The 25,087-nt window shown below is 69.3% G+C and carries 38 protein-coding genes; 35 read left to right on the plus strand and 3 right to left on the minus strand.

Features of this window, described 5'->3' with window-relative positions:
• Positions 1-24 precede the first annotated feature (24 nt).
• From rplB to rplQ, 27 genes are all read left to right on the plus strand, one after another.
• The gene (gene rplB / locus FHX71_RS27040; RefSeq protein ID WP_182620564.1) at positions 25-861 is read left to right on the plus strand and encodes a 50S ribosomal protein L2; all 837 of its coding nucleotides are present in this window, start codon (positions 25-27) and stop codon (positions 859-861) included.
• 14 nt (positions 862-875) lie between these two features.
• On the plus strand, positions 876-1,157 hold the full coding sequence (gene rpsS / locus FHX71_RS27045) for a 30S ribosomal protein S19 (RefSeq protein ID WP_116673590.1): 282 nt from the start codon (positions 876-878) through the stop codon (positions 1,155-1,157).
• A 68-nt stretch (positions 1,158-1,225) separates the two neighbouring features.
• Positions 1,226-1,585, plus strand: coding sequence for a 50S ribosomal protein L22 (gene rplV, locus FHX71_RS27050; RefSeq protein ID WP_108492299.1), 360 nt, complete (start codon positions 1,226-1,228; stop codon positions 1,583-1,585).
• Complete coding sequence (gene rpsC / locus FHX71_RS27055) at positions 1,585-2,424, plus strand: 30S ribosomal protein S3 (RefSeq protein ID WP_182620565.1); 840 nt, start codon at positions 1,585-1,587, stop codon at positions 2,422-2,424. The genes rplV and rpsC overlap by 1 nt, the downstream gene beginning before the upstream one ends.
• 2 nt (positions 2,425-2,426) lie before the next feature.
• Positions 2,427-2,843: a 50S ribosomal protein L16 gene (gene rplP / locus FHX71_RS27060; protein ID WP_020016120.1), complete on the plus strand. Its 417-nt coding sequence runs from the start codon at positions 2,427-2,429 to the stop codon at positions 2,841-2,843.
• Positions 2,843-3,082: a 50S ribosomal protein L29 gene (rpmC, locus tag FHX71_RS27065; protein WP_116673593.1), complete on the plus strand. Its 240-nt coding sequence runs from the start codon at positions 2,843-2,845 to the stop codon at positions 3,080-3,082. The genes rplP and rpmC overlap by 1 nt, the downstream gene beginning before the upstream one ends.
• Positions 3,083-3,086: 4 nt before the next feature.
• Positions 3,087-3,377 carry a 30S ribosomal protein S17 gene (rpsQ, locus tag FHX71_RS27070; RefSeq protein WP_182620566.1) on the plus strand — a complete coding sequence of 97 codons (291 nt, stop codon included), beginning with the start codon at positions 3,087-3,089 and terminating at the stop codon, positions 3,375-3,377.
• 133 nt (positions 3,378-3,510) lie between these two features.
• Positions 3,511-3,879 (plus strand): 50S ribosomal protein L14, encoded by a 369-nt coding sequence (gene rplN / locus FHX71_RS27075; RefSeq protein WP_020016123.1) that lies wholly within the window; start codon positions 3,511-3,513, stop codon positions 3,877-3,879.
• 2 nt (positions 3,880-3,881) lie between these two features.
• Positions 3,882-4,223 (plus strand): 50S ribosomal protein L24, encoded by a 342-nt coding sequence (rplX, locus tag FHX71_RS27080; protein ID WP_182620567.1) that lies wholly within the window; start codon positions 3,882-3,884, stop codon positions 4,221-4,223.
• Positions 4,223-4,795: a 50S ribosomal protein L5 gene (gene rplE, locus FHX71_RS27085; RefSeq protein ID WP_182620568.1), complete on the plus strand. Its 573-nt coding sequence runs from the start codon at positions 4,223-4,225 to the stop codon at positions 4,793-4,795. The genes rplX and rplE overlap by 1 nt, the downstream gene beginning before the upstream one ends.
• A 1-nt stretch (position 4,796) precedes the next feature.
• Entirely contained in the window at positions 4,797-4,982 is a 186-nt protein-coding gene (locus FHX71_RS27090; protein ID WP_020016126.1) for a type Z 30S ribosomal protein S14, read from the plus strand.
• A gap of 73 nt (positions 4,983-5,055) precedes the next feature.
• Complete coding sequence (gene rpsH / locus FHX71_RS27095) at positions 5,056-5,454, plus strand: 30S ribosomal protein S8 (protein WP_182620569.1); 399 nt, start codon at positions 5,056-5,058, stop codon at positions 5,452-5,454.
• 21 nt (positions 5,455-5,475) lie between these two features.
• The gene (gene rplF, locus FHX71_RS27100; protein ID WP_108492292.1) at positions 5,476-6,012 is read left to right on the plus strand and encodes a 50S ribosomal protein L6; all 537 of its coding nucleotides are present in this window, start codon (positions 5,476-5,478) and stop codon (positions 6,010-6,012) included.
• 2 nt (positions 6,013-6,014) lie between these two features.
• Complete coding sequence (gene rplR, locus FHX71_RS27105; protein ID WP_182620570.1) at positions 6,015-6,386, plus strand: 50S ribosomal protein L18; 372 nt, start codon at positions 6,015-6,017, stop codon at positions 6,384-6,386.
• Between the two features lie 31 nt (positions 6,387-6,417).
• A complete protein-coding gene (gene rpsE / locus FHX71_RS27110) occupies positions 6,418-7,074 on the plus strand; it encodes a 30S ribosomal protein S5 (RefSeq protein ID WP_182620571.1) in 657 nt (218 codons plus the stop codon).
• Complete coding sequence (gene rpmD, locus FHX71_RS27115) at positions 7,074-7,256, plus strand: 50S ribosomal protein L30 (RefSeq protein ID WP_020016131.1); 183 nt, start codon at positions 7,074-7,076, stop codon at positions 7,254-7,256. Before rpsE ends, rpmD begins: the two co-directional genes overlap by 1 nt.
• A 2-nt stretch (positions 7,257-7,258) precedes the next feature.
• Complete coding sequence (gene rplO / locus FHX71_RS27120) at positions 7,259-7,711, plus strand: 50S ribosomal protein L15 (RefSeq protein WP_182620572.1); 453 nt, start codon at positions 7,259-7,261, stop codon at positions 7,709-7,711.
• A 212-nt stretch (positions 7,712-7,923) separates the two neighbouring features.
• Positions 7,924-9,219, plus strand: coding sequence for a preprotein translocase subunit SecY (secY, locus tag FHX71_RS27125; RefSeq protein WP_182620573.1), 1,296 nt, complete (start codon positions 7,924-7,926; stop codon positions 9,217-9,219).
• 80 nt (positions 9,220-9,299) lie between these two features.
• Positions 9,300-9,857: an adenylate kinase gene (locus FHX71_RS27130; protein WP_182620856.1), complete on the plus strand. Its 558-nt coding sequence runs from the start codon at positions 9,300-9,302 to the stop codon at positions 9,855-9,857.
• A 3-nt stretch (positions 9,858-9,860) separates the two neighbouring features.
• A complete protein-coding gene (gene map / locus FHX71_RS27135; RefSeq protein WP_182620574.1) occupies positions 9,861-10,748 on the plus strand; it encodes a type I methionyl aminopeptidase in 888 nt (295 codons plus the stop codon).
• A gap of 54 nt (positions 10,749-10,802) precedes the next feature.
• Positions 10,803-11,243: a hypothetical protein gene (locus tag FHX71_RS27140; RefSeq protein WP_182620575.1), complete on the plus strand. Its 441-nt coding sequence runs from the start codon at positions 10,803-10,805 to the stop codon at positions 11,241-11,243.
• A gap of 296 nt (positions 11,244-11,539) precedes the next feature.
• The gene (gene infA, locus FHX71_RS27145) at positions 11,540-11,761 is read left to right on the plus strand and encodes a translation initiation factor IF-1 (RefSeq protein WP_020016137.1); all 222 of its coding nucleotides are present in this window, start codon (positions 11,540-11,542) and stop codon (positions 11,759-11,761) included.
• A 127-nt stretch (positions 11,762-11,888) separates the two neighbouring features.
• Positions 11,889-12,002 carry a 50S ribosomal protein L36 gene (gene rpmJ / locus FHX71_RS27150; protein WP_003956441.1) on the plus strand — a complete coding sequence of 38 codons (114 nt, stop codon included), beginning with the start codon at positions 11,889-11,891 and terminating at the stop codon, positions 12,000-12,002.
• 183 nt (positions 12,003-12,185) lie between these two features.
• A complete protein-coding gene (rpsM, locus tag FHX71_RS27155) occupies positions 12,186-12,560 on the plus strand; it encodes a 30S ribosomal protein S13 (RefSeq protein WP_182620576.1) in 375 nt (124 codons plus the stop codon).
• A gap of 75 nt (positions 12,561-12,635) precedes the next feature.
• Entirely contained in the window at positions 12,636-13,040 is a 405-nt protein-coding gene (gene rpsK / locus FHX71_RS27160) for a 30S ribosomal protein S11 (protein WP_020016139.1), read from the plus strand.
• A gap of 183 nt (positions 13,041-13,223) precedes the next feature.
• The gene (locus tag FHX71_RS27165) at positions 13,224-14,240 is read left to right on the plus strand and encodes a DNA-directed RNA polymerase subunit alpha (RefSeq protein WP_182620577.1); all 1,017 of its coding nucleotides are present in this window, start codon (positions 13,224-13,226) and stop codon (positions 14,238-14,240) included.
• A gap of 55 nt (positions 14,241-14,295) precedes the next feature.
• The gene (gene rplQ, locus FHX71_RS27170; protein WP_182620578.1) at positions 14,296-14,829 is read left to right on the plus strand and encodes a 50S ribosomal protein L17; all 534 of its coding nucleotides are present in this window, start codon (positions 14,296-14,298) and stop codon (positions 14,827-14,829) included.
• Positions 14,830-14,959: 130 nt separating this feature from the next.
• Here rplQ and FHX71_RS27175 read toward each other — a convergent pair whose 3' ends face one another.
• On the minus strand, positions 14,960-15,718 hold the full coding sequence (locus tag FHX71_RS27175; protein WP_020016142.1) for an ROK family protein: 759 nt from the start codon (positions 15,716-15,718) through the stop codon (positions 14,960-14,962).
• A gap of 39 nt (positions 15,719-15,757) precedes the next feature.
• On the opposite strand from FHX71_RS27175, the gene FHX71_RS27180 reads away from it, so the two are divergent.
• Positions 15,758-16,675 (plus strand): tRNA pseudouridine synthase A, encoded by a 918-nt coding sequence (locus FHX71_RS27180; RefSeq protein WP_182620579.1) that lies wholly within the window; start codon positions 15,758-15,760, stop codon positions 16,673-16,675.
• Between the two features lies 1 nt (position 16,676).
• On the opposite strand, the gene FHX71_RS27185 is transcribed toward FHX71_RS27180, so the two are convergent.
• Positions 16,677-17,102: a DUF5709 domain-containing protein gene (locus FHX71_RS27185; protein ID WP_182620580.1), complete on the minus strand. Its 426-nt coding sequence runs from the start codon at positions 17,100-17,102 to the stop codon at positions 16,677-16,679.
• Between the two features lie 282 nt (positions 17,103-17,384).
• Here FHX71_RS27185 and rplM point away from each other — a divergent pair, with 282 nt between their 5' ends.
• From rplM to FHX71_RS27205, 4 genes are all read left to right on the plus strand, one after another.
• Complete coding sequence (gene rplM, locus FHX71_RS27190) at positions 17,385-17,834, plus strand: 50S ribosomal protein L13 (RefSeq protein WP_182620581.1); 450 nt, start codon at positions 17,385-17,387, stop codon at positions 17,832-17,834.
• A gap of 42 nt (positions 17,835-17,876) precedes the next feature.
• Positions 17,877-18,362, plus strand: coding sequence for a 30S ribosomal protein S9 (gene rpsI / locus FHX71_RS27195; protein WP_182620582.1), 486 nt, complete (start codon positions 17,877-17,879; stop codon positions 18,360-18,362).
• Positions 18,363-18,518: 156 nt separating this feature from the next.
• Complete coding sequence (gene glmM, locus FHX71_RS27200; RefSeq protein WP_182620583.1) at positions 18,519-19,883, plus strand: phosphoglucosamine mutase; 1,365 nt, start codon at positions 18,519-18,521, stop codon at positions 19,881-19,883.
• 219 nt (positions 19,884-20,102) lie between these two features.
• Complete coding sequence (locus FHX71_RS27205) at positions 20,103-20,846, plus strand: DedA family protein (protein ID WP_182620584.1); 744 nt, start codon at positions 20,103-20,105, stop codon at positions 20,844-20,846.
• 65 nt (positions 20,847-20,911) lie between these two features.
• Here the strand turns inward: FHX71_RS27205 and coaA are convergent, their stop codons facing one another.
• A complete protein-coding gene (gene coaA, locus FHX71_RS27210; protein WP_182620585.1) occupies positions 20,912-21,907 on the minus strand; it encodes a type I pantothenate kinase in 996 nt (331 codons plus the stop codon).
• Between the two features lie 121 nt (positions 21,908-22,028).
• Here coaA and glmS point away from each other — a divergent pair, with 121 nt between their 5' ends.
• The 3 genes from glmS (at position 22,029) to FHX71_RS27225 (ending at position 25,054) form a co-directional block, all read left to right on the plus strand.
• A complete protein-coding gene (gene glmS, locus FHX71_RS27215) occupies positions 22,029-23,930 on the plus strand; it encodes a glutamine--fructose-6-phosphate transaminase (isomerizing) (RefSeq protein ID WP_182620586.1) in 1,902 nt (633 codons plus the stop codon).
• Positions 23,931-23,963: 33 nt separating this feature from the next.
• On the plus strand, positions 23,964-24,365 hold the full coding sequence (locus FHX71_RS27220) for a nucleoside triphosphate pyrophosphohydrolase family protein (protein WP_182620587.1): 402 nt from the start codon (positions 23,964-23,966) through the stop codon (positions 24,363-24,365).
• 338 nt (positions 24,366-24,703) lie between these two features.
• Positions 24,704-25,054: a holo-ACP synthase gene (locus tag FHX71_RS27225; RefSeq protein WP_020016154.1), complete on the plus strand. Its 351-nt coding sequence runs from the start codon at positions 24,704-24,706 to the stop codon at positions 25,052-25,054.
• Positions 25,055-25,087: the final 33 nt, after the last annotated feature.

Here is a 25,087-nt window from a genome sequence, read left to right on the forward strand (position 1 = left end):
AGAGACGATTGAGGACAGGTTTCCATGGGAATCCGTAAGTACAAGCCGACGACGCCCGGCCGTCGAGGCTCCAGCGTCGCCGACTTCGTCGAGGTCACGCGCTCGCAGCCGGAGAAGTCACTGGTCCGCCCGCTGAGCAAGTCCGGTGGCCGTAACAACACCGGTCGCATCACGACGCGGCACAAGGGTGGCGGCCACAAGCGCGCCTACCGCGTCATCGACTTCCGTCGTCACGACAAGGACGGCGTGCCCGCGAAGGTCGCTCACATCGAGTACGACCCCAACCGCACGGCACGCATCGCGCTCCTGCACTACGCGGACGGCGAGAAGCGCTACATCATCGCGCCGAACAAGCTGTCGCAGGGCGACCGCATCGAGGCCGGTGCAGGCGCCGACATCAAGCCCGGCAACAACCTGCCGCTGCGCAACATCCCGACCGGTACGGTCATCCACGCCATCGAGCTGCGGCCCGGTGGCGGTGCGAAGATCGCCCGTTCGGCTGGTGCGTCGGTGCAGCTCGTCGCCAAGGACGGCCCCTACGCCCAGCTGCGTATGCCGTCCGGTGAGATCCGCAACGTCGACCTGCGCTGCCGCGCGACGGTCGGCGAGGTGGGCAACGCCGAGCAGTCGAACATCAACTGGGGCAAGGCCGGCCGTATGCGCTGGAAGGGCAAGCGCCCGACCGTCCGCGGTGTCGCCATGAACCCGGTCGACCACCCCCACGGTGGTGGTGAGGGTAAGACGTCCGGTGGTCGTCACCCGGTCAGCCCCTGGGGCCAGGCCGAGGGTCGTACCCGCCGTCCGAACAAGTCGAGCGACCGGATGATCGTCCGTCGTCGTCGTACCGGCAAGAAGCGCTGATAGGAGCCTGAAACATGCCTCGTAGCCTGAAGAAGGGCCCCTTCGTAGACGGACACCTTCAGAAGAAGGTGGACGTCCAGAACGAGAAGGGGACCAAGACAGTCATCAAGACCTGGTCCCGTCGGTCGGTTGTCACGCCCGACTTTCTCGGTCACACCTTTGCCGTGCACGACGGTCGTAAGCACGTCCCGGTCTTCGTGACCGAGGCGATGGTCGGCCACAAGCTCGGCGAGTTCGCTCCCACGCGGACCTTCCGCGGCCACGTGAAGGACGACAGGAAGGGTCGTCGCCGCTGAGGCGTAGGGATCTCCCTACCCACAGCAGTGATGATCTGGACTGTCTGAGAAAAGGAAGCAGGACAGCAATGGAAGCCAAGGCGCAGGCGCGGTTCGTCCGTGTCACGCCCCAGAAGGCCCGGCGCGTCGTGGACCTCATCCGTGGCAAGCAGGCCTCTGAGGCCGTCGCGGTGCTGAAGTTCGCACCGCAGGCCGCCAGCGAGCCGATCCGCAAGGTTGTGGAGAGCGCGATCGCCAACGCTCGGGTGAAGGCCGACCGCGCCAGCGAGCGCTTCGACGAGGGCGACCTGTTCGTCTCCGTCGCGCTCGTCGACGAGGGGCCGACGCTCAAGCGGTTCCGCCCGCGGGCTCAGGGACGTGCAACGCGCATTCTCAAGCGCACCAGCCACATCACCGTGGTGCTCGCCGACAAGGAAGGGGCCCGATAGTGGGACAGAAGGTTCACCCGCACGGGTACCGCCTCGGTATCACCACCGACCACCGGTCGCGTTGGTTCGCCGACAGCACCAAGCCTGGTCAGCGGTACCGCGACTACGTCCGTGAGGACGTTCAGATCCGCAAGCTCATGGGCACCGGCCTCGAGCGTGCCGGCATCTCCAAGGTCGAGATCGAGCGCACCCGCGACCGCGTCCGCGTGGACATCCACACGGCGCGTCCGGGCATCGTCATCGGCCGTCGGGGTGCTGAGGCAGACCGCATCCGCGGTGAGCTCGAGAAGCTCACGGGCAAGCAGGTCCAGCTCAACATCCTCGAGGTCAAGAACGCGGAGATCGACGCGCAGCTCGTTGCTCAGGGCATTGCCGAGCAGCTCGCCAGCCGTGTCTCGTTCCGTCGCGCCATGCGCAAGGGCATGCAGTCAGCCCAGCGCGCCGGTGCGAAGGGCATCCGCGTCCAGGTCGCCGGCCGCCTCGGTGGCGCCGAGATGAGCCGTTCGGAGTTCTACCGCGAGGGCCGCGTGCCCCTGCACACGCTCCGTGCGTACATCGACTACGGCTTCTACGAGGCCCGCACCACCTTCGGCCGTATCGGCGTGAAGGTGTGGATCTACAAGGGCGAGACCACCGAGAAGGAGTTCGCCGCTCAGCAGGCTGCAGCCGCACCCCGTCAGGGTCGTGGCCGGGGCGACCGCCCCGAGCGTGGCGAGCGCGGCGGAGACCGTCGTGGCGGTGGCCGTCGCAACGAGCGTCCGGCCGAGCGCAGCGCAGAGTCCGCTCCCGCGGCCGAGGCGCCCGCAGCTCCGGCCGCAGAGACCGGAACGGAGGCCTGACCATGCTGATCCCGCGCAGGGTCAAGCACCGCAAGCAGCACCACCCGTCGCGCTCCGGCGCGGCCAAGGGTGGCACCCAGATCGCGTTCGGCGACTTCGGCATCCAGGCTCTGGAGCCGGCGTACGTCACCAACCGCCAGATCGAGGCGGCGCGTATCGCGATGACCCGCCACATCAAGCGTGGCGGCAAGGTGTGGATCAACATCTACCCCGACCGTCCGCTGACGAAGAAGCCTGCCGAGACCCGCATGGGTTCCGGTAAGGGTTCGCCGGAGTGGTGGGTCGCCAACGTCAAGCCGGGCCGCATCGTTTTCGAGCTGGCCGGTGTGGACGAGTCCCTTGCACGCGAGGCCATGCGCCGCGCGATGCACAAGCTCCCGATGAAGTGCCGTTTCGTGGTGCGCGAGGGTGGTGTCTGATGGCTATCGGTACCCAGGGGCTCGCCCCGATCGATCTGGACGGCATGGACGACGAGACTCTCGTTGCCAAGCTGAAGGAAGCCAAGGAGGAGCTGTTCAACCTCCGCTTCCAGTCGGCGACCGGCCAGCTCGAGAGCCACGGTCGTCTCAAGGCCGTGCGTCGCGACATCGCCCGGATCTACACGATCCTGCGCGAGCGCGAGCTCGGCATCCGTACGGCTCCGAGCGTGAGTGAGTGAGGCAATGAGCGACAACACGACTGCCGCTGAGGCCCCCGAGGCCCAGCGCGCGACGCGTAAGGTGCGCCGCGGCTACGTGGTGAGCGACAAGATGGACAAGACCATCGTGATCGAGGTCGAGGACCGGGTGAAGCACCCGCTCTACGCCAAGGTCATCCGTCGCACCACCAAGGTCAAGGTGCACGACGAGCAGAACGACGCCGGCATCGGCGACCTCGTTCTGATCATGGAGACCCGCCCGCTGTCCGCCACCAAGCGGTTCCGGCTCGTGGAGATCCTCGAGAAGGCCAAGTAAGACTTCTCTTCCCGCTGGGGGCGGTGCGTGACACACGTACGCGTGGCGCCCCCAGCACAGCAACTATCCGTTCGGCCAGGCTCGCCGGAAGCAGTCCGCGCGAGAACCAGTTCGACGACAGGAGTTCACTCAAATGATCCAGCAGGAGTCGCGACTTCGGGTCGCCGACAACACGGGTGCCAAGGAGATTCTCTGCATCCGCGTTCTCGGTGGCTCCGGCCGTCGCTACGCCGGAATCGGCGACACCATCGTCGCCACCGTCAAGGATGCGATCCCGGGCGGCAACGTGAAGAAGGGCGACGTCATCAAGGCCGTCGTCGTCCGGACCGCCAAGGAGCGCCGTCGTCCCGACGGTTCCTACATCAAGTTCGACGAGAACGCCGCCGTCATCCTGAAGAACGACGGTGAGCCTCGCGGCACCCGCATCTTCGGCCCGGTCGGCCGTGAGCTGCGTGACAAGCGGTTCATGAAGATCATCTCGCTGGCTCCGGAGGTGCTCTGACCATGGCGAAGATCAAGAAGGGCGACCAGGTCATCGTGATCTCGGGTCGCGACAAGGGCAAGACCGGCCGTGTGCTCGAGGTCCTCAAGGACTCCGACCGCCTCGTGGTCGAGGGTGTTCAGCGCGTCACGAAGCACACCAAGGTGGGCCAGTCGCAGCGCGGCACCCGCACCGGTGGCATCGAGACGGTCGAGGCGCCGATCCACGTGAGCAACGTGATGATCGTCGACCCGGAGACCAAGAAGGGCACCCGCGTCGGGTACCGCCTCGAGCAGGTGGAGCGGGACGGTCGGAACAAGACCGTCCGGATCCGCGTCGCGAAGCGCTCCGGGAAGGACATCTGATGACCGAGACGACCATCGAGGCTCCGGCCCTGCCGCGCCTCAAGCAGAAGTACCGCGAGGAGATCCTCTCGGCGCTGATCGAGGAGTTCGGCCACAAGAACCTGCACCAGGCCGGCGGTCTCACGAAGATCGTCGTGAACATGGGTGTCGGCGACGCGGCCAAGGACTCGAAGCTCATCGAGGGCGCGATCCGCGACCTCTCGGCGATCACCGGTCAGAAGCCGCAGGTCACCAAGGCTCGCAAGTCCATCGCTCAGTTCAAGCTGCGCGAGGGCATGCCGATCGGTGCGCACGTCACGCTCCGCGGCGACCGCATGTGGGAGTTCCTCGACCGCCTGCTGTCCACCGCTCTGCCGCGTATCCGCGACTTCCGCGGCCTGTCGCCCAAGCAGTTCGACGGGCACGGCAACTACACCTTCGGTCTCACGGAGCAGTCGATGTTCCACGAGATCGACCAGGACAAGATCGACCGCGTCCGCGGTATGGACATCACGGTCGTGACGACGGCGACGACCGACGACGAGGGCCGCTCCCTGCTGCGCCGTCTCGGCTTCCCCTTCAAGGAGAACTGACATGGCGAAGAAGGCCCTGATCAACAAGGCGGCCGGCAAGCCGAAGTTCGCGGTTCGCGCCTACACCCGGTGCCAGAAGTGCGGTCGTCCGCACTCCGTCTACCGCAAGTTCGGCCTGTGCCGCATCTGCGTGCGGGAGATGGCCCACCGCGGCGAGCTTCCCGGCGTCACCAAGAGCAGCTGGTAACACAACTACGCCGTAGGTCTGTCCGGCCAAACAAGGTCGTTCGGATACCCCGGCGAGGAAGGGCAAGAGCCCGATGACTATGACCGACCCGATCGCAGACATGCTGACCCGTCTGCGTAACGCGAACTCGGCGCACCACGACACGGTTTCCATGCCGTCGTCGAAGCTGAAGACGCACATCGCTGAGATCCTGCAGGCCGAGGGCTACATCGTCGGCTGGTCCGTGGAGGACGCCCAGGTGGGCAAGTCCCTCACGATCGAGCTGAAGTACGGGCAGAACCGGGAGCGCGCCCTTGCCGGCGTGCGCCGGATCTCGAAGCCCGGTCTGCGCGTGTACCGCAAGTCCACCGAACTGCCCAAGGTCCTCGGCGGCCTGGGCGTGGCGATCCTGTCCACGTCCTCCGGCCTGCTGACCGACCGTCAGGCACAGGCCAAGGGCGTCGGCGGCGAAGTCCTCGCCTACGTCTGGTAATCCGGAAAGGAGAAAACGCCAATGTCTCGAATCGGCAAGCTTCCCGTTCCGGTCCCAGCCGGCGTGGACATCACTGTCAGCGGCGCGCTCGTGACCGTGAAGGGCCCCAAGGGTTCTCTCGAGCACAACGTGCCCGCACCCATCAATGTCGCCCAGGAGGACGCCCAGCTCGTGGTGTCCCGTCCGGACGACGAGCGGAACTCCCGTGCGCTGCACGGCCTCACCCGCACGCTGATCGCCAACATGATCACGGGCGTGACCGAGGGCTACGAGAAGAAGCTCGAGATCGTCGGTACTGGTTACCGTGTCGTGGCGAAGGGTTCGAGCCTCGAGTTCGCGCTCGGCTTCAGCCACCCCGTTGTCATCGAACCCCCCGCGGGTGTCACGTTCGCTGTCGAGAGCCCCACCAAGTTCTCGGTCTCGGGCATCGACAAGCAGCAGGTCGGCGAGGTCGCAGCGAACATTCGCAAGATCCGCAAGCCCGAGCCCTACAAGGGCAAGGGCGTGCGCTACGCCGGCGAGAACGTCCGCCGCAAGGTCGGAAAGGCTGGTAAGTGACGATGGCTATCAAGATCCTGGGCAAGGGCAAGTCCGTCGCTCGCCAGCGCCGTCACCTGCGCCTGCGTAAGAAGATCACCGGCACCGCCGTTCGTCCCCGTCTGGTCGTCACCCGTTCCGCGCGCCACATGGTCGCGCAGATCGTGGACGACGGCCTGGGCAAGACCGTCGCCTCGGCGTCGACCCTCGAGGCCGACCTGCGTGCGTTCGACGGCGACAAGACGGCCAAGGCCCGCAAGGTCGGCGAGCTCGTCGCCGAGCGTGCCAAGGCTGTCGGCGTCGACACCGTCGTGTTCGACCGCGGCGGCAACAAGTACCACGGTCGCGTCGCTGCAGTGGCTGACGGCGCCCGCGAGGGCGGTCTGGCCCTGTGATGACCAACGCACGGAAGAAGAGGACTCTCTGATGGCTGCAGGGCAGCGCAGCGGCGCCCCCCAGGGTGCCGCCACCGAGAACAAGGACCGAAACGACGGCCGCCGTGGTGGCGGGCGTCGGGACGACCGTCGCGGAGGGCGCGAGGAGAAGAGCGCCTTCGTCGAGAAGGTCGTCTCCATCAACCGCGTCGCCAAGGTCGTCAAGGGCGGCCGCCGCTTCAGCTTCACCGCGCTCGTCGTGGTGGGCGACGGTGACGGCACCGTCGGTGTCGGCTACGGCAAGGCCAAGGAGGTGCCCGCGGCGATCGCCAAGGGTGTCGAGGAGGCGAAGAAGAACTTCTTCCGCGTCCCTCGCATCCAGGGCACCATCCCGCACCCCATCCAGGGTGAGGCCGCCGCCGGTGTCGTGTTCCTGCGTCCGGCGTCGCCGGGTACCGGTGTGATCGCCGGTGGTCCGGTGCGCGCCGTGCTGGAGTGCGCCGGCATCCACGACGTGCTGAGCAAGTCGCTCGGTTCGTCGAACGCGATCAACATCGTGCACGCCACGGTCGCGGCCCTCCGGGGTCTCGAGGAGCCGGCTGCTGTTGCCGCTCGTCGTGGCCTCCCGCTGGAGGACGTGGCCCCGGCCGCGCTGCTCCGCGCGCAGGCTGCAGGCCGTGCCGAGTCGACTGCGAAGGCGGGTGCGTGATGGCTCGTCTCAAGGTGACTCAGACCAAGTCCGCCATCGGCGGCAAGCAGAACCAGCGTGACACGCTGCGGACGCTCGGCCTCAAGCGGATCGGCGACACCGCCGTGAAGGAGGACCGCGCGGAGATCCGTGGCATGGTCAAGACGGTGGCGCACCTCGTCGCCGTCGAGGAGGTCGAGTGATCATGGCGGAGAACAAGCCGCTGAAGGTCCACCACCTCCGTCCCGCCCCCGGCGCCAAGACCGCGAAGACCCGTGTGGGTCGCGGTGAGGGCTCGAAGGGTAAGACGGCAGGCCGTGGTACCAAGGGTACGAAGGCTCGTTACCAGGTGCCCCACGGCTTCGAGGGTGGGCAGGTTCCCCTGCACATGCGCCTTCCGAAGCTGCGCGGGTTCAAGAACCCGTTCCGGGTCGAGTACCAGGTCGTGAACCTGGACAAGCTTTCCGCGCTGTTCCCCGAGGGTGGCTCCGTCACCGTCGAGGACCTGGTCGCGAAGGGCGCGGTCCGCAAGGGCCAGCCCGTGAAGGTGCTCGGCAACGGTGACATCACCGTCAAGCTCGAGATCGCGGTCGACCGCGTCTCGACGTCCGCCAAGGACAAGATCCTGGCGGCCGGCGGTTCGGTCTCGGAGGCCTGAGACAGCTGACAGGGCCGGCGGCGCGTGAGCGCGGCCGGCCCTGTGTGCTCTCTTGAGTATTTCCCGGAGCGAACGTGGTCCACCGGACCCCGTAAGCAACGTAGAATCCGACACGGTCTGGCTGCACCGTTGTGGTCTGGCCCACGTTCGACACACCTCGCCGGCGCCTGCCGGCGACACTAGATCCCGCAACGGCGGGCCAGGAGGATAGGGTGCTCAGCGCTTTCGGCCGGGCTTTCCGGACGCCAGACCTGCGGCGCAAGCTGCTGTTCACGATCGCGATCATGGCGATCTTCCGGCTCGGGTCGTTCATCCCGACTCCCGGTGTGGACTATGCGAACGTGCAGCAATGTATTGCCCAGGCGGGCGACAACTCGCTGCTCGGCCTCATCAACGTCTTCAGCGGCGGCGCGCTGCTGCAGCTGTCGATCTTCGCCCTCGGGATCATGCCGTACATCACGGCGAGCATCATCGTGCAGCTGCTTCGCGTGGTCATCCCGCGCTTCGAGGCGCTGCACAAGGAGGGCCAGTCGGGCCAGACCAAGCTGACCCAGTACACCCGCTACCTGACGATCGCCCTCGCGATCCTCCAGTCGACGACCGTCATCACGACGGCGCGCCAGGGTGTGCTGTTCCAGGGCTGTGGCCTCGACGTGATCGCCGACGACAGCATCCTGACCTCGATCTTCATGGTCATCACCATGACCGCCGGTACCGGCCTGGTCATGTGGCTCGGCGAGCTCATCACCGAGCGCGGCGTCGGCAACGGCATGTCGCTCCTGATCTTCACGTCGATCGCCGCGAGCTTCCCGACCTCCCTGTGGTCGATCGCCGGTGGCGCCAACGGCGTCCTGAACTTCACGATCATGATCCTGGTCATCATCCTGGTGATCGGTCTCGTGGTGTTCGTCGAGCAGTCGCAGCGCCGCATCCCGGTGCAGTACGCGAAGCGCATGGTCGGCCGCCGCATGTACGGCGGGACCAGCACGTACATCCCGATCAAGATCAACATGTCCGGCGTGATCCCCGTGATCTTCGCGGCGTCGATCCTCGCCATCCCGGGCCTCCTCGCCCAGTTCGGGGACCAGAGCTCCGAGTGGGTCATCTGGATCTCCAACAACCTGGTCCAGCAGTCGTCGCCGCTCTACATCGCGGTCTACACGCTGATGATCATCTTCTTCTGCTTCTTCTACACGTCGATCACGTTCAACCCGGACGAGGTCGCGGACAACATGAAGAAGTACGGCGGCTTCATCCCGGGCATCCGGGCCGGCCGCCCCACCGCGGAGTACCTCGACTTCGTGATCACCCGGATCACCTCCGCCGGTTCCCTGTACCTCGCGCTGATCGCGCTGATCCCGACGCTGGTGCTCGTCTTCCTTGGCGTCAGCACCAACCTGCCCTTCGGCGGTAGCTCGATCCTCATCGTGGTCGGCGTCGGGCTGGAGACGGTCAAGCAGATCGACTCCCAGCTGCAACAGCGCCACTACGAAGGATTCCTCCGTTGAGCCAGACCCCCACCACCACCTCTCGCCGCGAGCTCCACGCTCGTCCGGACAAGGAGGGCCAGGTCACGCGCCTGGTCATCATGGGCCCGCAGGGCGTCGGCAAGGGCACGCAGGCCGCGCGCCTCGCCGAGGTGTTCGGAATCGTGGCGATCTCCACCGGTGACATCTTCCGGGCCAACATCAAGGGCAGCACGGAGCTCGGCACGACGGCGAAGGAGTACATCGACAAGGGCGAGCTCGTCCCGGACGAGATCACCAACGCGATGGTTCGCGACCGCCTCGGCGACGAGGACGTCAAGGCCGGCTTCCTGCTCGACGGCTACCCGCGCAACGCGGCCCAGGTCGCCGAGCTGGACACCGCGCTCGCCGGCTTCGGCTGGGAGCTCGACGGCGTCATCGAGCTGACGGCGGACCGTGAGGTCCTCATGGAGCGCCTGACCAAGCGTGCGCAGGACGAGGGCCGGGAGGACGACACCCCCGAGGGGATCGCCCGCCGGCTCGACATCTACGACAAGGAGACGGCTCCCCTCACCGCCGCTTACGCGGAGCGTGGGCTGCTGGCCCAGGTCGACGGTGTCGGCGAGATCTCCGAGGTCACCGACCGTATCGTCGCCTCGCTCGCGACCCAGCTGGGCTGAGCGGTGGTCTTCGGCCGGGAGCGCGTCGAGTACAAGACGCCGGACCAGGTGCGCCTCATGCGGCGCGCCGGTCTGGTGGTCGCCGAGACGCTCGCAGCGGTCCGCGCCGCGGCCCGGCCCGGCCTGACCACCGCCGACCTGGACAAGGTCGCCGCCGCGACCATCCAGGCGGCCGGGGCCACGCCGTCGTTCCTGGGCTACCAGGGCTTCCCGGCGGTCATCTGCACGTCGGTCAACGACGAGGTCATCCACGGCATCCCGGGCAGCCGGGTGCTCGCCGCGGGTGACCTCGTCTCCGTCGACTGCGGCGCGATCGTCGAGGGCTGGCACGGTGACTCCGCGATCTCGTTCGTGCTGGGCACGGAAGGTCCCCTGGACCACCGGGCGCCCGACGACGACCTGCTCGCCTCGGGCACGGACCTCGCCGACATCGCGCTCGTCCGGGCCACCGAGACGGCCATGTGGGCCGGGATCGCGACCCTGGCCTCGGCCAAGCGGCTCAACGCCGTGGGCGAGGCCGTCGAGACGGCGGTCGAGCTGGCCGGTGAGCTCACCGGCACCGAGTACGGCATCGTCGAGGAGTACGTGGGGCACGGCATCGGCAGCGCCATGCACCAGCCCCCGGACGTGCACAACTACCGCACCTCGGGATCGGGCCCGCGCCTTCGGGGCGGCATGTGCCTGGCCATCGAGCCGATGATCACCCGCGGCGCTGGCGAGACCAAGGTGCTCGCGGACGACTGGACGGTGGTCACCACCGACGGCTCGCGCGCGGCGCACTGGGAGCACTCGACCGCGATCACCGAGGACGGCATCGTCGTCCTGACGGCGGTCGACGGGGGAGCGGAGCGGCTCGCCGACTTCGACGTCCGACCCGTCGCGCTGGGCTGAGAAACTTCACCCCGGGGTCTATTTAAGCGCGAGTCAGTTGGCTACGATCGGCCTGTGACCGACGACGCGCACATCCTGCCCCTCCGCCCTGCCGTACCGGCGCCCGGCGGTCCAGGGCGCGACGTGCCGGCGCACTCCGGTCCGGGGCGGCCACGCCGGCCCTGGTACACACGGGTGCTCCCCGCGGCCGGCCGAGGTGCCAGGCGGTCCGGGCGCTGGCTCGCCACGTGGGCCCGCCGGCTCGCGCCGAGCCCCTTCCTGTGGGTCGGGATCGTGCTCGGGTTCGGCACCTCGCTCCTGGTGTGGGAGTCGGTCCTGCTGCTCGGCGTCGTCCTCTGGCTGGCCGGGGTGTGGCTCTGGACCACCCGCCGGAGCCCGGTGCTGGTGGCGCTCGGCCTGGGCCTCGTGCTCGGCTGGCTGCCGATGCTGTTCTTCTTCGTGGGCAGCCTGCCGCACACGATGATCGGCCCGCCCGGGGTCGAGTACGACCTCTGAGCGGACCTCGCGTGGCGAGGCTCACGCGCCGGACGTGCGGCGTCGGCCGTCTTCGCTTTGAATGGTTTACGAACTGACGTAAGATAGATCGCTGGGTGTAGTCCGTTCAACGCCTCCAGATCTTGAAAGGGTGCCGACGGCGCCTGCCGGTCCCCGCGCGAGCGGGGCGCAGGCCGAGGCACACGAGGTAGGCGGCACACGGACACACGCGACATCCACACCCGACTGTCGGCTTCGCAGGGTTCCCTGCGCTGCCGTGGGCGTGGAAGCAGTCACGACGAGAGTTAGCGGAGGATATGGCAAAGAAGGACGGTGTCATCGAGATCGAGGGCAGTGTGATCGAGGCTCTGCCGAACGCGATGTTCCGCGTCGAGCTGTCGAACGGTCACAAGGTCCTCGCGCACATCTCAGGAAAGATGCGTCAGCACTACATCCGGATCCTTCCCGAGGACCGCGTGGTGGTGGAGCTCAGCCCGTACGACCTGTCCCGCGGCCGGATCGTCTACCGCTACAAGTAGTCAGTCCCCGATCCGGGGCTACGTCATCCGCGGCCTGGCCGAAGGTGATGTCGCCGTACGATCGACCACCCACGACACTGCTGCGCGCGCACCGGGAGACCGGACGTTCGTGGCGGAGGAAAACCCGATGAAGGTCAAGCCGAGCGTCAAGAAGATCTGCGACAAGTGCAAGGTGATCCGCCGGCACGGTCGCGTCATGGTGATCTGCGACAACCTGCGCCACAAGCAGCGCCAGGGCTGATCACGCCCCGGGCATCCGCCCGGGTCGGTGGCTGAGGCCACCACCAGCGCACCACCTCGAACCAGTCCCGCGGGCAACCGCGCAGGGCAGGGGAACCCTCGGTCCGGAGGCCGGGGCCCGCGAAGAATCGCGGGATGGCGGTGCGGCAGACCTCCGACGAGCAGTACAGGAGCCGGAAGGCACATGGCACGTCTTATCGGCGTCGACCTCCCCCGCGACAAGCGGCTTGAGGTTGCGCTCACGTACATCTTCGGTGTGGGTCGTACCCGCGCGAAGGAGACCCTGGCCGCCACGGGCATCAGCCCGGACGTCCGCGTGAAGGACCTCGGCGACGCCGAGCTCGTTGCGCTCCGCGACTACCTCGAGGGCAGCTTCAAGCTCGAGGGTGACCTCCGCCGTGAGGTCGCGGCCGACATCCGCCGCAAGGTCGAGATCGGCACCTACCAGGGCCTGCGCCACCGTCGCGGCCTGCCGGTGCGTGGTCAGCGCACCAAGACCAACGCGCGCACCCGCAAGGGTCCCAAGCGCACCGTCGCGGGCAAGAAGAAGGCCCGCTGATAGCAGTCCGTGGAGCGGTCGGCTCACCGAGCTGAGACCGCCCCGGTCCGATCAGACCAGGAGATTACAGAACAGATGCCTCCCAAGACTCGCGCCGCCGCCGGCCGCAAGCCGCGCCGCAAGGACAAGAAGAACGTCCCGCTCGGCCAGGCGCACATCAAGTCCACCTTCAACAACACGATCATCTCGATCACCGACCCGTCCGGTGCCGTGGTGTCGTGGGCCTCTGCCGGCCACGTCGGCTTCAAGGGCTCCCGCAAGTCCACCCCGTACGCCGCGCAGATGGCCGCCGAGTCGGCTGCCCGCCGCGCGCAGGAGCACGGCGTCAAGAAGGTCGACGTCTTCGTGAAGGGCCCGGGTTCCGGTCGCGAGACCGCCATCCGCTCGCTCCAGGCGACCGGCCTCGAGGTCGGCTCGATCCAGGACGTGACGCCCCAGGCGCACAACGGCTGCCGCCCCCCGAAGCGTCGTCGCGTCTGACGACTCGTCGTAGCCGGTCGCGGCTGCGGGCCCCAGGCCCCGGCCGCGACCGGACCGCGACATCCGCTCACCGTTCGCGGTGAGCACCCCGCCCGGTCGGTGACAGAGATCCGTCCGGGCTGCGAGAGATCGCAGAGACCGTGATGCGTCATATAGCGGACGCACACCGAAAGGACACCCACAGTGCTTATCGCACAGCGCCCCACGCTGACCGAAGAGGTCATCTCGGAGAGCCGTTCCCGCTTCTCCATCGAGCCGCTCGAGCCTGGCTTCGGCTACACGCTCGGCAACTCGATGCGTCGCACCCTGCTGTCGTCCATCCCGGGCGCGGCTGTCACGTCCATCCGTATCGACAACGTGCTGCACGAGTTCAGCACCGTGTCGGGCGTGAAGGAGGACGTCACCGAGATCATCCTCAACATCAAGAACCTCGTCGTCTCCTCGGAGAACGACGAGCCCGTCGTGATGTACCTGCGCAAGCAGGGCGCCGGCACCGTGACCGCCGCGGACATCGTTCCGCCGGCGGGCGTCGAGGTGCACAACCCCGACCTGCACATCGCCACCCTGAACGACAAGGGCAAGCTCGAGATCGAGCTGACCGTCGAGCGGGGCCGTGGGTACGTGTCCGCCGCGCAGAACAAGCAGTTCGACGCGGAGATCGGGCGCATCCCGGTCGACTCGATCTACTCGCCGGTCCTCAAGGTCACGTACAAGGTCGAGGCCACCCGAGTCGAGCAGCGCACCGACTTCGACAAGCTCATCGTCGACGTCGAGACCAAGCAGGCGATCACGCCTCGCGACGCGCTCGCTTCGGCTGGCAAGACCCTGGTCGAGCTGTTCGGCCTGGCACGTGAGCTGAACGTCGAGGCCGAGGGCATCGAGATCGGCCCGTCGCCGACGGACACCGCGCTGGCCGCGGACCTGGCGCTGCCGATCGAGGAGCTCAACCTCACCATCCGTTCGTACAACTGCCTCAAGCGCGAGGGCATCCACCAGGTGGGCGAGCTCGTGGCCCGCAGCGAGGCGGACCTGCTCGACATCCGCAACTTCGGTGCGAAGTCGATCACCGAGGTCAAGGAGAAGCTGGCCGAGCTCGGCCTCAGCCTCAAGGACTCGCCGCTGGACTTCGATCCGGCCGGCGCCTCGTACTTCGAGGGTGGCGACTCCGCGGCCTACAGCAGCGGCGAGCAGTCGTACTGACGTCCCGCTCCCGGCCTAGGCCGGGAGCGCGGAACCACATTCAAGGAGACAAGCAATGCCTACCCCCACCAAGGGCGCACGGCTCGGCGGTAGCCCGGCTCACGAGCGTCTGATCCTCGCGAACCTGTCGACCTCGCTCTTCGAGCACGGCCGCATCACGACCACGGAGACCAAGGCCAAGCGCCTGCGTCCCCTGGCCGAGCGTCTGATCACGTTCGCGAAGAAGGGCGACCTGTCCGCCCGTCGCCGCGTGCTCACCGTCGTGCGCGACAAGGGCGTGGTCCACACGCTGTTCACCGAGATCGCCCCGGCCATGGCCGAGCGCAACGGTGGCTACACGCGCATCACCAAGATCGGCACCCGCAAGGGCGACAACGCGCCGATGGCGGTCATCGAGCTCATCACCGAGCCCGTGAGCCCCAAGCAGGCCGTCGTCAAGGAGGCCACCAAGGCCGCCGAGAAGGCTGCCCCGGTCGAGGACGCGCCCGTCGAGGACGCTCCGGTCGAGGAGACCCCCGCCGAGGACGTCAAGGACGCCCCCGTCGAGGACGCTCCCGCCGAGGAGACCAAGGAGAAGAAGGAGGCCTGAGCCTCTTTCTCCCCGCACGACGCCGGGCCGCACCCTCCGTACGGAAGGTGCGGCCCGGCGTCGTCGTACGACGTGTCAGACGTACAGGTCCCTCGGGGGACCTGTACGTCTGACACGGGGCGCGAAGGGGTCAGGATGGGGGCAGGTCCCAGGCCCGGGCGCCGCCCACCAGGGCTGCCGAGTTGGGCACGATGACGACGTCGTCGCCCAGGCGGGCCAGCGCCGACGGCGTGATGCACCGCGCGTTGCCGCCGCCGATGTAGAGCCGGTCCCAGTGGAAGACCGGCCGCAGCCCGTCGACGACGGTGACCACGCGGCGCGACCACAGCCCGTCCCCGAGCCGGCGCCGCTCGGGCTCGCCGATGTACTGGTCGTACGTGAGGCTCCGGCGCACGGGTGCGTGCGACCACTCCAGGTGCGGCGCGATGCGGCCGCCGTGGAACATCGCCGTCCCGAGACCCGTACCGAGCGTGATCACGAGCTCCAGGCCCGACGCCGCGACCACCCCGGCGCCGTGCACCTCGGCGTCGTTCAGGACGAGGGCGGGCAGGCCGAGCCGCGCGGCGACCGCCGCCTGCATGTCGAAGCTGCTCCACGCGTCCTGGAGCGCGGGGACCACCCGCGAGCGTGGCCCCGACCTGGTGATGTAGTGCGGCGTGTGCACGACCACGCCGCTGCGGATCATGCCCGGCATGCCGACCGTGACCCGCGCCGCGGCCGGGAGGTCCGTGGCGATCTTCGCGATCGTGTCGACGAGCAGCTCGGGCGGGAGCGGGTACGGCGTCGGCACCCGGACGGGCGTCGCGTGCGCGGTGCCGGAGGTGTCCAGGACGGCCGCCTTGATGCCGCCGCCGCCACAGTCGACCGCCAGCGTGAGGGTGTCTGCCATGACGTCACTGTACGAACCCCGGGGCGGGTATCGGGGAAGATGGCTGTCGTGAACGACTTCATCCGGGTCCGCCTCGACCTCGCCTACGACGGCACAGACTTCGCGGGCTGGGCGCGCCAGCCGGGCCTGCGCACCGTCGAGGGCGCCCTGGAGGACGGGCTCGCCCGGGTCCTGCGCAGCGAGCAGCTCGGCAGGCCGACGCCCCGGTTCACCGTCGCCGGCCGCACCGACTCCGGCGTCCACGCGCGCGGCCAGGTGGCGCACGTCGACATCGCGGCCGACGCCTTTGCGGCACTGCCCGGCAGGTCGGCGCGCACCGGCCGCACCCCGGGCCAGGCCCTGGTCTCGCGGTTCGGCGGCGTGCTCCCCGGCGACGTCGTCGTGCGCCGGGCCACGCCCGCGCCCGCGGGCTTCGACGCCCGCTTCTCCGCGCTGCGCCGCCGCTACACCTACCGGATCGCCGACGACGTCGCGCTGCGCGACCCGCTGCGCCGCCGGCACGTCCTGTGGTCCCGCAAGCCGCTGGACGTCGAGGCGATGGACGCCGCCGTGCGCCCGCTGACCGGGGTGCGGGACTTCGCCTCGTACTGCAAGCCACGGCCCGGCGCCACGACCATCCGTGAGCTGCAGCGCATCGCCTGGGAGCGGCCCACGGACGGGCCCGACGCCGGGCTCGCGGTCGCGCACGTCGTCGCCGACGCGTTCTGCCACAACATGGTCCGCGCCCTGGTCGGTGCGTCCATCGCGGTGGGGGAGGGGCGCCGGCCCGGGAGCTGGCCCGCGGACCTGCTGGCGAGCAGGCGGCGGGACGCCGGCGTCTTCGTGGTGCCGCCCGAGGGGCTGTGCCTGGAGGAGATCACGTTCCCGCCGGACGCCGAGCTCGCGGCCCGCGCGGACGCCGTCCGGACCAAGCGGATGGACGAGGACGTCTGGGACGAGCAGGTGGTGGGACCCTGACCTACGGCTCCTCGACCCAGTGGACCGCGGCCTCCTCGGCGCTCGCCCCCGCGCCGTCGATGCCCGCGTCGGTGCCGTACAGGTCGTTCTGGCGACTGCCGTCCTCCGCCGCGTAGCTGCCGGGGTCGGCGTCGGGGTCGGAGACGAGCCGGCCCGCGCGCGACGTGTCGGCGCGGTCGAGCGGGTCGCCCTGCCAGACGTCGGGCTCCTCCTCGCTGAGCCGCTGGTCCATCGACTCGCCCTGGCGCTCCTCCCACGAGGTCTCGCCCCAGTGGTTCGAGCGCGGGCGGTCGGGCGGGGAGTACCCCTCGTCGAGGAAGTCCTTCGGACCCCGGCTGTACAGGGTGTCCTCGGTCGGGAGCTGGTCGGTGTCGCCCTCGGCGATACCGTCAGGTCCAGGCATGGTGGCGGGTGTTTCCTCGGTCATGTACCTACCGTGACACCAGTTCGGTCCAGACGCCAGAGTGCGGACGTGGCGAACCTCATGCACGGGAACGGCTCCAGGGGGCGCCTACGCTTTGACCCCTGGGGAAACTGGCAGGTACCCTAATGAGTCGTTGTGCTTTGTCACGACGTCCTGCGTCAGCACCGAGCCCACTCGAGTGCGGACGAACGGCCCGGACGTCGAACTGACCCCCGCGCACAACGACCTGACTCTTCGGGCGCCGCTTCTCGCCCGACGACACCGCAAACGAAAAGGTTACGAACCGTGCGTACGTACACCCCCAAGCCCGGCGACGTCCAGCGCGACTGGTACGTCATCGACGCGACCGACGTCGTCCTGGGCCGCCTGGCAAGCCAGGTCGCCAGACTGCTGCGCGGGAAGCACAAGCCGACCTTCGCTCCGCACGTCGACGGTGGTGACTTCGTCATCATCATCAACGCCGACAAGGTCGCGCTGAGCGGCAACAAGCGCGAGACCAAGCTGGCTTACCGCCACTCGGGTTACCCGGGCGGTCTCACGGCCACCCCGTACGGCGAGCTCCTGGACACCAAGCCGGAGCGCGCCGTCGAGAAGGCCGTGCGCGGCATGATCCCCAAGACCTCGCTCGGTCGGACGCAGATGACCCACCTGAAGGTCTACGCAGGCTCTGAGCACCCGCACACGGCGCAGCAGGCCAAGCCGTTCGAGATCACCCAGGTTTCGCAGCAGGCCTGAGGCCGCTGCCGATCGTAACGCGAAGGACGCGAGGACATCACCGTGGCCGAGACCACCGTCGAATTCGAGCAGGGCGCCGAGGCGCCCAGCAACTACACCACCGAGACTGCTGCGCCGGCAACGCGCGGTTCGTCCATCACCGCCCCGGGCCAGGCCCTCGGGCGCCGCAAGGAGGCCGTGGCGCGCGTGCGCCTCGTCCCCGGCACCGGCACCTGGAAGATCAACGGCCGCACCCTCGAGGACTACTTCCCGAACAAGGTGCACCAGCAGCTGGTCAACTCGCCGCTGAACCTGGTCGAGGTCGAGGGCCGCTTCGACGTCATCGCCCGTATCACGGGTGGCGGCACGTCGGGCCAGGCCGGTGCGCTGCGCCTGGGCATCGCCCGTGCGCTGAACGCCATCGACGAGGAGTCGAACCGCGCCGAGCTCAAGAAGGCCGGCTTCCTCACGCGTGACGACCGCAAGGTCGAGCGCAAGAAGGCCGGTCTCAAGAAGGCCCGCAAGGCTCCGCAGTACTCGAAGCGCTGATCAGAGCGCTTGGCCGGGTGGCCCCGCCGGACAGTTTCGACACTGTTCTGCGGGGCCACCTGCATTTGCAGGCAGTTGGTAGGGCCAGGCGGACGGCGGAGCCCGCACCGGCCGGCGCCCACTACGGTGGGATCGGAACGAGCTGAGGAGAGCTGCATGGGCAGGTTGTTCGGGACCGACGGAGTTCGGGGCCTCGCGAACAGGGACATCACCGCGGAGCTGGCGCTGGAGCTGGGCGCCGCGGCGGCCAGGGTCCTGACGGCGCAGGGTGAGCTGCTGGGCCCGCGTCCGCGGGCCGTCGTCGGACGGGACACCCGGGCGTCCGGCGAGTTCCTCGCCGGTGCGGTCGCGGCGGGCCTCGCGTCCGCGGGCGTGGACGTGGTGATGCTCAACGTGCTGCCCACGCCCGCGCTGGCCTACCTCGTGACGGAGCTGGAGGCCGACCTCGGCGTCATGGTCTCCGCCTCGCACAACCCGATGCCGGACAACGGCATCAAGTTCTTCGCGCGCGGCGGGCTCAAGCTCGACGACGCCGTCGAGGACGCCATCCAGGCGACCCTCGGCGACGACTGGGAGCGGCCCACGGGCGCCGGCGTCGGGCGGATCCGCACGGACGGCCAGGCGGCCGCCGAGCGCTACGTGCGGCACCTGACCGACAGCGTCGGCACCACGCCCGACCACCGGCCGCTGGAGGGCCTGCGCATCGCGCTGGACTGCGCCAACGGCGCGGCGAGCGAGGTCGGGCCGGAGGCGCTGCGTGCCGCGGGGGCCGACGTCGTCGTGATGAACGCCAGCCCCGACGGCCGGAACATCAACGAGAAGTGCGGCTCGACGCACCCGGAGCAGCTCCAGGCCGTCGTCGTGGCGTCCGAGGCCGACTTCGGCGTCGCGTTCGACGGCGACGCGGACCGCTGCCTCGCCGTCGACCACACCGGCAAGATCGTGGACGGCGACCAGATCCTCGGTATCCTCGCCACCGCGCTCCAGCAGGAGGGGCGCCTGCCGGGCGACACCCTCGTGGTCACGGTGATGAGCAACCTGGGCCTGATCCTCGCCATGCGCGAGCGCGGCATCACCACGGTGCAGACCGCCGTCGGCGACCGGTACGTGCTGGAGGAGATGCGCGCCAACGGCTACGGCCTGGGCGGCGAGCAGTCCGGGCACATCATCCTGGCCGACCACGCGACCACCGGCGACGGCGTGCTCTCCGCGCTGCACCTCGCCGCGCGGGTCAAGGCGTCGGGCAAGCGGCTGGCCGACCTCGCGGGCGAGATCGAGCGCCTGCCGCAGACGCTCGTCAACGTCCGCGGCGTGGACAAGTCGCGGGCCGGCACGGACGAGGGCGTGCAGGCCGCCGTGGCCGACGCGACCGCGCGGCTGGGCGACACCGGCCGGGTGCTGCTGCGCCAGTCCGGCACCGAGCCGCTGGTGCGCGTCATGGTCGAGGCGCCCGCCCAGGACGAGGCGGACAAGGTGGCCGAGGACCTCGCCGCCGTGGTGCGGGAGCGCCTCGCGCTCTAGGCCGCAGGCGCCCGCCGGTCTTCACCCTCGGCGCGGCCCAGGCGTGAACGGCCCGTGAAACCTTGGGAAGCGGGGTTCTTCCAGGGGGTCCCCTGATGCGATTCAGGGGGCCCTCTTGCGTACTCTGGAGGTAGGCACTATGAGGTGCCCGCTCCGCTCCCCCGAGCGCCGCCCCGAGCCTGTCGACGGGTGGTGCCCGGCCGAGACTCCCGAGGTCCCGTGCTCGAACTCATCACCGCAGTCCTGAGCGCCACCGAGGCGTGGATCCTCGCGATGGCCGCCTCGCCGTGGATCTACCCGGCGATGTTCGCGTTCGCGACCATCGACGGTTTCTTCCCGCCGCTGCCGAGCGAGTCCGTGGTCATCACCCTGACGGTCTCGGCGCACAGCACCGGCACGCCCTGGATGTGGCTGGTCCTGATCGCCGCCGCGGCAGGGGCCTGGGTCGGCGACCAGATCGCCTACCAGATCGGCAAGATGATCGGCACCGACCGGGTGCCGTTCCTGCGCTCCGCACGCGGCCGCCGGGCGGTGGACTGGGCGGAGCGTGCCCTGACCCGGCGCGGCGCGTCGTTCATCCTCGCGGCGCGGTACGTACCGATCGGGCGCGTGGCCGTGAACATGACGGCGGGCGCCGTCGGCTACCCGCGGCGCCGGTTCATGTTCATCGCCGCCATCGCGGCCGTCATGTGGGCCCTGTACTCGGCGGGCATCGGCCTGGTCGCGGCGCAGTGGCTGGGGCACGAGCCGCTGCTGGCGATCGTCATCGGCGTGGTGCTGGGCGTCGCGATGGGCTTCATCGTGGACAAGGTGGTGGGCTGGTTCTCCCGCCGGAGCCTCGACGACGAGGACGTGACGGACGCCGACGGCGAGAAGGTCGCCGTCCCGGCCGGCGCCACCGAGATGGTTCGCGAGTACGTCCACCGGGTCGACGACGCCGACCGGTCCGCGAACGAGCGCTGACCGGGACCGGGGCCCGCTGAGCAGGCCCCGGCGTCCGGCGCGGGCCGCAGCACGGCTCGGCTCGGCTAGAGCTTGCGCAGCCGGACCCGCTGCACCGCGTGGTCCGACCCCTTGGTGAGCACGAGGGTGGCCCGTCCGCGCGTGGGCAGGATGTTCCGCTCCAGGTTCGGCGCGTTGATGGACTCCCAGATCGAGAGCGCCTTCTCGGTGGCCTCCTGGTCGGAGAGCGACGCGTACCGCTTGAAGTAGGAGTCCGGCTTGGTGAACGCGGTGCGGCGCAGCTCCAGGAAGCGTTCCACGTACCACTGCCGGATGTTCCGGGTGCGGGCGTCGACGTAGATCGAGAAGTCGAAGAAGTCGCTCACCGCGACGGTCGACTCGTCGACGGAGGACGGGCGGGCGGGCTGCAGCACGTTGAGGCCCTCGACCACGAGCACGTCGGGCTTGCGCACCACGACCTCCTCGCCCGGCACGATGTCGTAGATCGTGTGCGAGTACACGGGCGCGCGGACCTCGTCCTGGCCCGCCTTGATCCGGGACAGGAAGCGGATGAGGGCGCGCCGGTCGTACGACTCCGGGAAGCCCTTGCGCTCCATCAGGCCCCGCCGTTCGAGCTCGGCGTTCGGGTAGAGGAACCCGTCGGTCGTGATGAGCTCGACCCGCGGCGTCTCGGGCCAGCGGGCGAGCATCTCGCGCAGGACGCGCGCCGTCGTCGACTTGCCGACCGCCACCGAGCCGGCGACGCCGATGACGTACGGGGTGCGGGGCGGGTCCTCGTGCAGGAAGGTCGAGGTCGCGTCGTGCAGGCCGCCGGTGGCCTGCACGTAGAGGTTGAGCAGTCGCGACAGAGGGCGGTAGATCGCGTCGACCTCGGCGAGGTCGATCGGGTCACCGAGTCCGCGCAGGCGCTCGACGTCGTCGTCGGTCAGCGGCAGCGGGGTGGATGCCGAGAGGCGGCTCCAGGCCGCCCGGTCGAGATCCACGTAGGGCGAGGACGGGGCAAGGGCGAGCAGGTGCTCCCCGAGGTCCGTCGACGGGAACTGTGAAACCACCTGCAGCATTGTGCCCCACCCAGGGCAAGGATCGACATCGTCCGAGGCGACAGGCCCTCGCGGGGGTGAGATACGTGCCCTGTGAGCCCTGTCATGGGGGCCCGTCCGAACGCTCGCTAGACTCGCCCGCATGTGTGGGATCGTCGGTTACACGGGAACTGCTGCGACTATCGCGGACGGCATCGCCTCGGGCACCGCCTCGCCGTCGGGCACGCCCCTCGACGTGGCCCTGGAGGGGCTGCGCCGCCTTGAGTACCGTGGCTACGACTCGGCCGGCGTGGCGCTCGTCGCCCCCGGTCTGGACGGCATCGCCTGGGCCAAGAAGTCCGGCAAGCTCGCCAACCTCATCGAGGTCCTCGACAACGACCCGCTGCCGCAGGCGACCGCGGCGATCGGGCACACCCGCTGGGCCACGCACGGCGGGCCCACCGACGCGAACGCCCACCCGCACCTGGCCGACGGCGACCGCCTCGCCGTGATCCACAACGGCATCGTCGAGAACTTCGCGCAGCTCAAGGCCGAGCTCCTGGCCGACGGCGTCGTGTTCCGCTCCGAGACCGACACCGAGGTGGCCGCCCACCTCGTGGCCAAGGCGTACCGCGAGTCGGGCGACCTGACGGCCGCCATGACCGCCGCCGCCGGGCGCCTGGAGGGCACGTTCACGCTGCTGGCCGTGCACGCCGACGCCCCCGAGACCGTGGTCGGCGCCCGGCACGACTCCCCGCTCGTGGTGGGGCTCGGCGAGGGCGAGAACTTCCTGGGCTCCGACGTCGCCGCGTTCATCGCGCACACCAAGGAGGCCCTGGAGCTCGGTCAGGACCAGGTCGTGACCATCACGCCGACGTCGGTGGACGTGACCGGCTTCGACGGCAAGCCCGCCGAGGCCAAGCGCTACACCGTGGACTGGGACGCCGCCGCCGCCGAGAAGGGCGGCTTCGACTCCTTCATGGACAAGGAGATCCACGACCAGCCGCAGGCCGTCGCCGACACGCTGCTCGGCCGCACCGACGCCGCGGGCGCCCTCGTGCTGGACGACCTGCGCATCGACGAGTCGATCCTGCGCGCCGTGAACAAGATCATCGTCATCGCGTGCGGCACCGCCGCCTACTCCGGCCACGTGGCCAAGTACGCGATCGAGCACTGGTGCCGCATCCCCGTCGAGGTCGAGCTGGCGCACGAGTTCCGCTACCGCGACCCGATCGTCGACGAGCGCACCCTGGTGGTCGCCGTGACGCAGTCCGGCGAGACCATGGACACCCTGATGGCCGTGCGGCACGCGCGCGAGCAGGGCGCCAAGGTCATCTCGATCGTGAACACCCACGGCTCCACGATCCCGCGCGAGTCCGACGCCGTGCTGTACACGCACGCGGGCCCCGAGATCGCCGTCGCCTCCACGAAGGCGTTCCTGGCGCAGATCACCGCCGCCTACGTGCTGGGCCTGTACCTCGCCCAGCTGCGCGGCAACAAGTTCCCCGACGAGATCGGCACGCTGCTCGACGAGCTGCGGGCCATGCCGCGCAAGATCCAGACCGTCATCGAGCGCGGCGAGTACGTGCGCGCGACCGCCCGGTCCATGGAGCAGTCCGACAAGGTGCTGTTCCTGGGGCGCCACGTCGGCTTCCCCGTGGCCCTGGAGGGTGCGCTCAAGCTCAAGGAGCTCGCGTACATCCACGCCGAGGGCTTCGCCGCCGGCGAGCTCAAGCACGGGCCGATCGCCCTGATCGACGAGGGCCAGCCCGTGTTCGTCGTCGTGCCCTCGCCGCGCGGGCGCGACTCCCTGCACTCCAAGGTCGTCTCCAACATCCAGGAGATCCGGGCGCGCGGCGCCCGCACCCTCGTGATCGCCGAGGACGGCGACGACGAGGTGCGCAAGTACGCCGACGAGATCTTCTGGATCCCGCAGGCGCCCACCCTGCTCCAGCCGCTGCTGGCCGTGGTGCCGCTGCAGATCTTCGCGATGGCGCTCGCGACCGCGAAGGGCCTGGACGTGGACCAGCCGCGCAACCTCGCCAAGTCGGTCACGGTCGAGTAAGCCCGCGCGCCCGGCTGTGGCACGCTCGTCGGCGTGGAACTGAAGAAGCTCTCCGACGAGGTCGAGATCATCAGCCGGGTGTACGCGCGCGTGCACGGCCTGGAACGCACCGACGACTGGCTGGTGCTCAAGCTCCAGGAGGAGATCGGCGAGCTCACGCAGGCCTTCCTCACGATGTCGGGCCGCTCGCGGGACCGCGGGCTGTCCGAGGACGAGATCCGGGACGCGTTCCGCGGTGAGGTCGCGGACGCGCTCGCGCAGCTCCTGCTCGTGGCGCGGCGGTTCGACGTCGACCTGACCGAGGAGCTGGACCGCAAGTGGTTCCGCTGGCGGCACCTCGTGCGGCCGGAGGACACGGTAGGCATCCGCGATGCGGATGGGCCCGACGCCGGAGGGCCCGATGCTGGTGGTCCTGACGCCGGAGGGCCCGCTTAGGGTCTGCCCGGCCGTCAGCCCCGGCCGTCAGCTCGACACGGCGACGAGCACCAGCAGCGTGACGATGACGGCGATCACGACGCCGAAGACCACGACCATGACGATGGGAAAGGGGAGCTTGTCGTCGTCCTCCGGCATGGCAACCTCCTGCGCACGAAAGGTGGCGCCCTGCCGATACGAAGCAGGTGCCACCTTTACTTATCCATTACGGGGATATGGTGCCGCAAAACGGGCACCTTGCGCAACACCGGCACCGTCCTGTGCGAAGAGTGCTCCGACCTGCGCTGACCTGGGGCGGAGCGGCCCGGTGGCCGGCGTCGGGGACCTAGGCTGAGGGCATGATCATCGGTACGGGTATCGACGTGGTCGACGTGGACCGGTTCATGGAGACCCTCGACCGCACGCCCCGGCTGCGGGAGAAGCTGTTCACCGAGGCCGAGCGCGAGCTGCCGGCGGCGTCCCTCGCCGCGCGGTTCGCCGCGAAGGAGGCCATCGCCAAGTCCCTCGGCGCCCCCGGCAACCTGCGCTGGCACGACGTCACGGTGCACCGCACGGTCGGCGGGCCGCCGCGGATCGACGCGAGCGGCACCGTCGCCGCGCGCGCCGCCGAGCTCGGCGTGCGCACCTGGCACATCACCATCTCCCACGACGCGGGCATCGCGTCCGCCATGGTGATCGCCGAAGGCTGAGTCGATGTGTCAGACCCACAGGTCCCTCGGGGG

Origin of the sequence: Promicromonospora sukumoe (assembly GCF_014137995.1) — a bacterium.
Taxonomy (GTDB): domain Bacteria; phylum Actinomycetota; class Actinomycetes; order Actinomycetales; family Cellulomonadaceae; genus Promicromonospora; species Promicromonospora sukumoe.

What these genes read in the sequence shown, in the direction of transcription:
- rplB (WP_182620564.1), top strand. Translation starts at nt 25, where the DNA reads ATGGGAATCCGTAAGTACAAGCCGACGACGCCCGGCCGTCGAGGCTCC.
- rpsS (WP_116673590.1), top strand. Translation starts at nt 876, where the DNA reads ATGCCTCGTAGCCTGAAGAAGGGCCCCTTCGTAGACGGACACCTTCAG.
- rplV (WP_108492299.1), top strand. Translation starts at nt 1,226, where the DNA reads ATGGAAGCCAAGGCGCAGGCGCGGTTCGTCCGTGTCACGCCCCAGAAG.
- rplP (WP_020016120.1), top strand. Translation starts at nt 2,427, where the DNA reads ATGCTGATCCCGCGCAGGGTCAAGCACCGCAAGCAGCACCACCCGTCG.
- rpmC (WP_116673593.1), top strand. Translation starts at nt 2,843, where the DNA reads ATGGCTATCGGTACCCAGGGGCTCGCCCCGATCGATCTGGACGGCATG.
- rpsQ (WP_182620566.1), top strand. Translation starts at nt 3,087, where the DNA reads ATGAGCGACAACACGACTGCCGCTGAGGCCCCCGAGGCCCAGCGCGCG.
- rplN (WP_020016123.1), top strand. Translation starts at nt 3,511, where the DNA reads ATGATCCAGCAGGAGTCGCGACTTCGGGTCGCCGACAACACGGGTGCC.
- rplX (WP_182620567.1), top strand. Translation starts at nt 3,882, where the DNA reads ATGGCGAAGATCAAGAAGGGCGACCAGGTCATCGTGATCTCGGGTCGC.
- rplE (WP_182620568.1), top strand. Translation starts at nt 4,223, where the DNA reads ATGACCGAGACGACCATCGAGGCTCCGGCCCTGCCGCGCCTCAAGCAG.
- FHX71_RS27090 (WP_020016126.1), top strand. Translation starts at nt 4,797, where the DNA reads ATGGCGAAGAAGGCCCTGATCAACAAGGCGGCCGGCAAGCCGAAGTTC.
- rpsH (WP_182620569.1), top strand. Translation starts at nt 5,056, where the DNA reads ATGACTATGACCGACCCGATCGCAGACATGCTGACCCGTCTGCGTAAC.
- rplF (WP_108492292.1), top strand. Translation starts at nt 5,476, where the DNA reads ATGTCTCGAATCGGCAAGCTTCCCGTTCCGGTCCCAGCCGGCGTGGAC.
- rplR (WP_182620570.1), top strand. Translation starts at nt 6,015, where the DNA reads ATGGCTATCAAGATCCTGGGCAAGGGCAAGTCCGTCGCTCGCCAGCGC.
- rpsE (WP_182620571.1), top strand. Translation starts at nt 6,418, where the DNA reads ATGGCTGCAGGGCAGCGCAGCGGCGCCCCCCAGGGTGCCGCCACCGAG.
- rpmD (WP_020016131.1), top strand. Translation starts at nt 7,074, where the DNA reads ATGGCTCGTCTCAAGGTGACTCAGACCAAGTCCGCCATCGGCGGCAAG.
- rplO (WP_182620572.1), top strand. Translation starts at nt 7,259, where the DNA reads ATGGCGGAGAACAAGCCGCTGAAGGTCCACCACCTCCGTCCCGCCCCC.
- FHX71_RS27130 (WP_182620856.1), top strand. Translation starts at nt 9,300, where the DNA reads ATGGGCCCGCAGGGCGTCGGCAAGGGCACGCAGGCCGCGCGCCTCGCC.
- infA (WP_020016137.1), top strand. Translation starts at nt 11,540, where the DNA reads ATGGCAAAGAAGGACGGTGTCATCGAGATCGAGGGCAGTGTGATCGAG.
- rpmJ (WP_003956441.1), top strand. Translation starts at nt 11,889, where the DNA reads ATGAAGGTCAAGCCGAGCGTCAAGAAGATCTGCGACAAGTGCAAGGTG.
- rpsM (WP_182620576.1), top strand. Translation starts at nt 12,186, where the DNA reads ATGGCACGTCTTATCGGCGTCGACCTCCCCCGCGACAAGCGGCTTGAG.
- rpsK (WP_020016139.1), top strand. Translation starts at nt 12,636, where the DNA reads ATGCCTCCCAAGACTCGCGCCGCCGCCGGCCGCAAGCCGCGCCGCAAG.
- rplQ (WP_182620578.1), top strand. Translation starts at nt 14,296, where the DNA reads ATGCCTACCCCCACCAAGGGCGCACGGCTCGGCGGTAGCCCGGCTCAC.
- FHX71_RS27175 (WP_020016142.1), bottom strand. Translation starts at nt 15,718, where the DNA reads ATGGCAGACACCCTCACGCTGGCGGTCGACTGTGGCGGCGGCGGCATC.
- FHX71_RS27180 (WP_182620579.1), top strand. Translation starts at nt 15,758, where the DNA reads ATGGCTGTCGTGAACGACTTCATCCGGGTCCGCCTCGACCTCGCCTAC.
- FHX71_RS27185 (WP_182620580.1), bottom strand. Translation starts at nt 17,102, where the DNA reads ATGACCGAGGAAACACCCGCCACCATGCCTGGACCTGACGGTATCGCC.
- glmM (WP_182620583.1), top strand. Translation starts at nt 18,519, where the DNA reads ATGGGCAGGTTGTTCGGGACCGACGGAGTTCGGGGCCTCGCGAACAGG.
- coaA (WP_182620585.1), bottom strand. Translation starts at nt 21,907, where the DNA reads ATGCTGCAGGTGGTTTCACAGTTCCCGTCGACGGACCTCGGGGAGCAC.
- glmS (WP_182620586.1), top strand. Translation starts at nt 22,029, where the DNA reads ATGTGTGGGATCGTCGGTTACACGGGAACTGCTGCGACTATCGCGGAC.
- FHX71_RS27225 (WP_020016154.1), top strand. Translation starts at nt 24,704, where the DNA reads ATGATCATCGGTACGGGTATCGACGTGGTCGACGTGGACCGGTTCATG.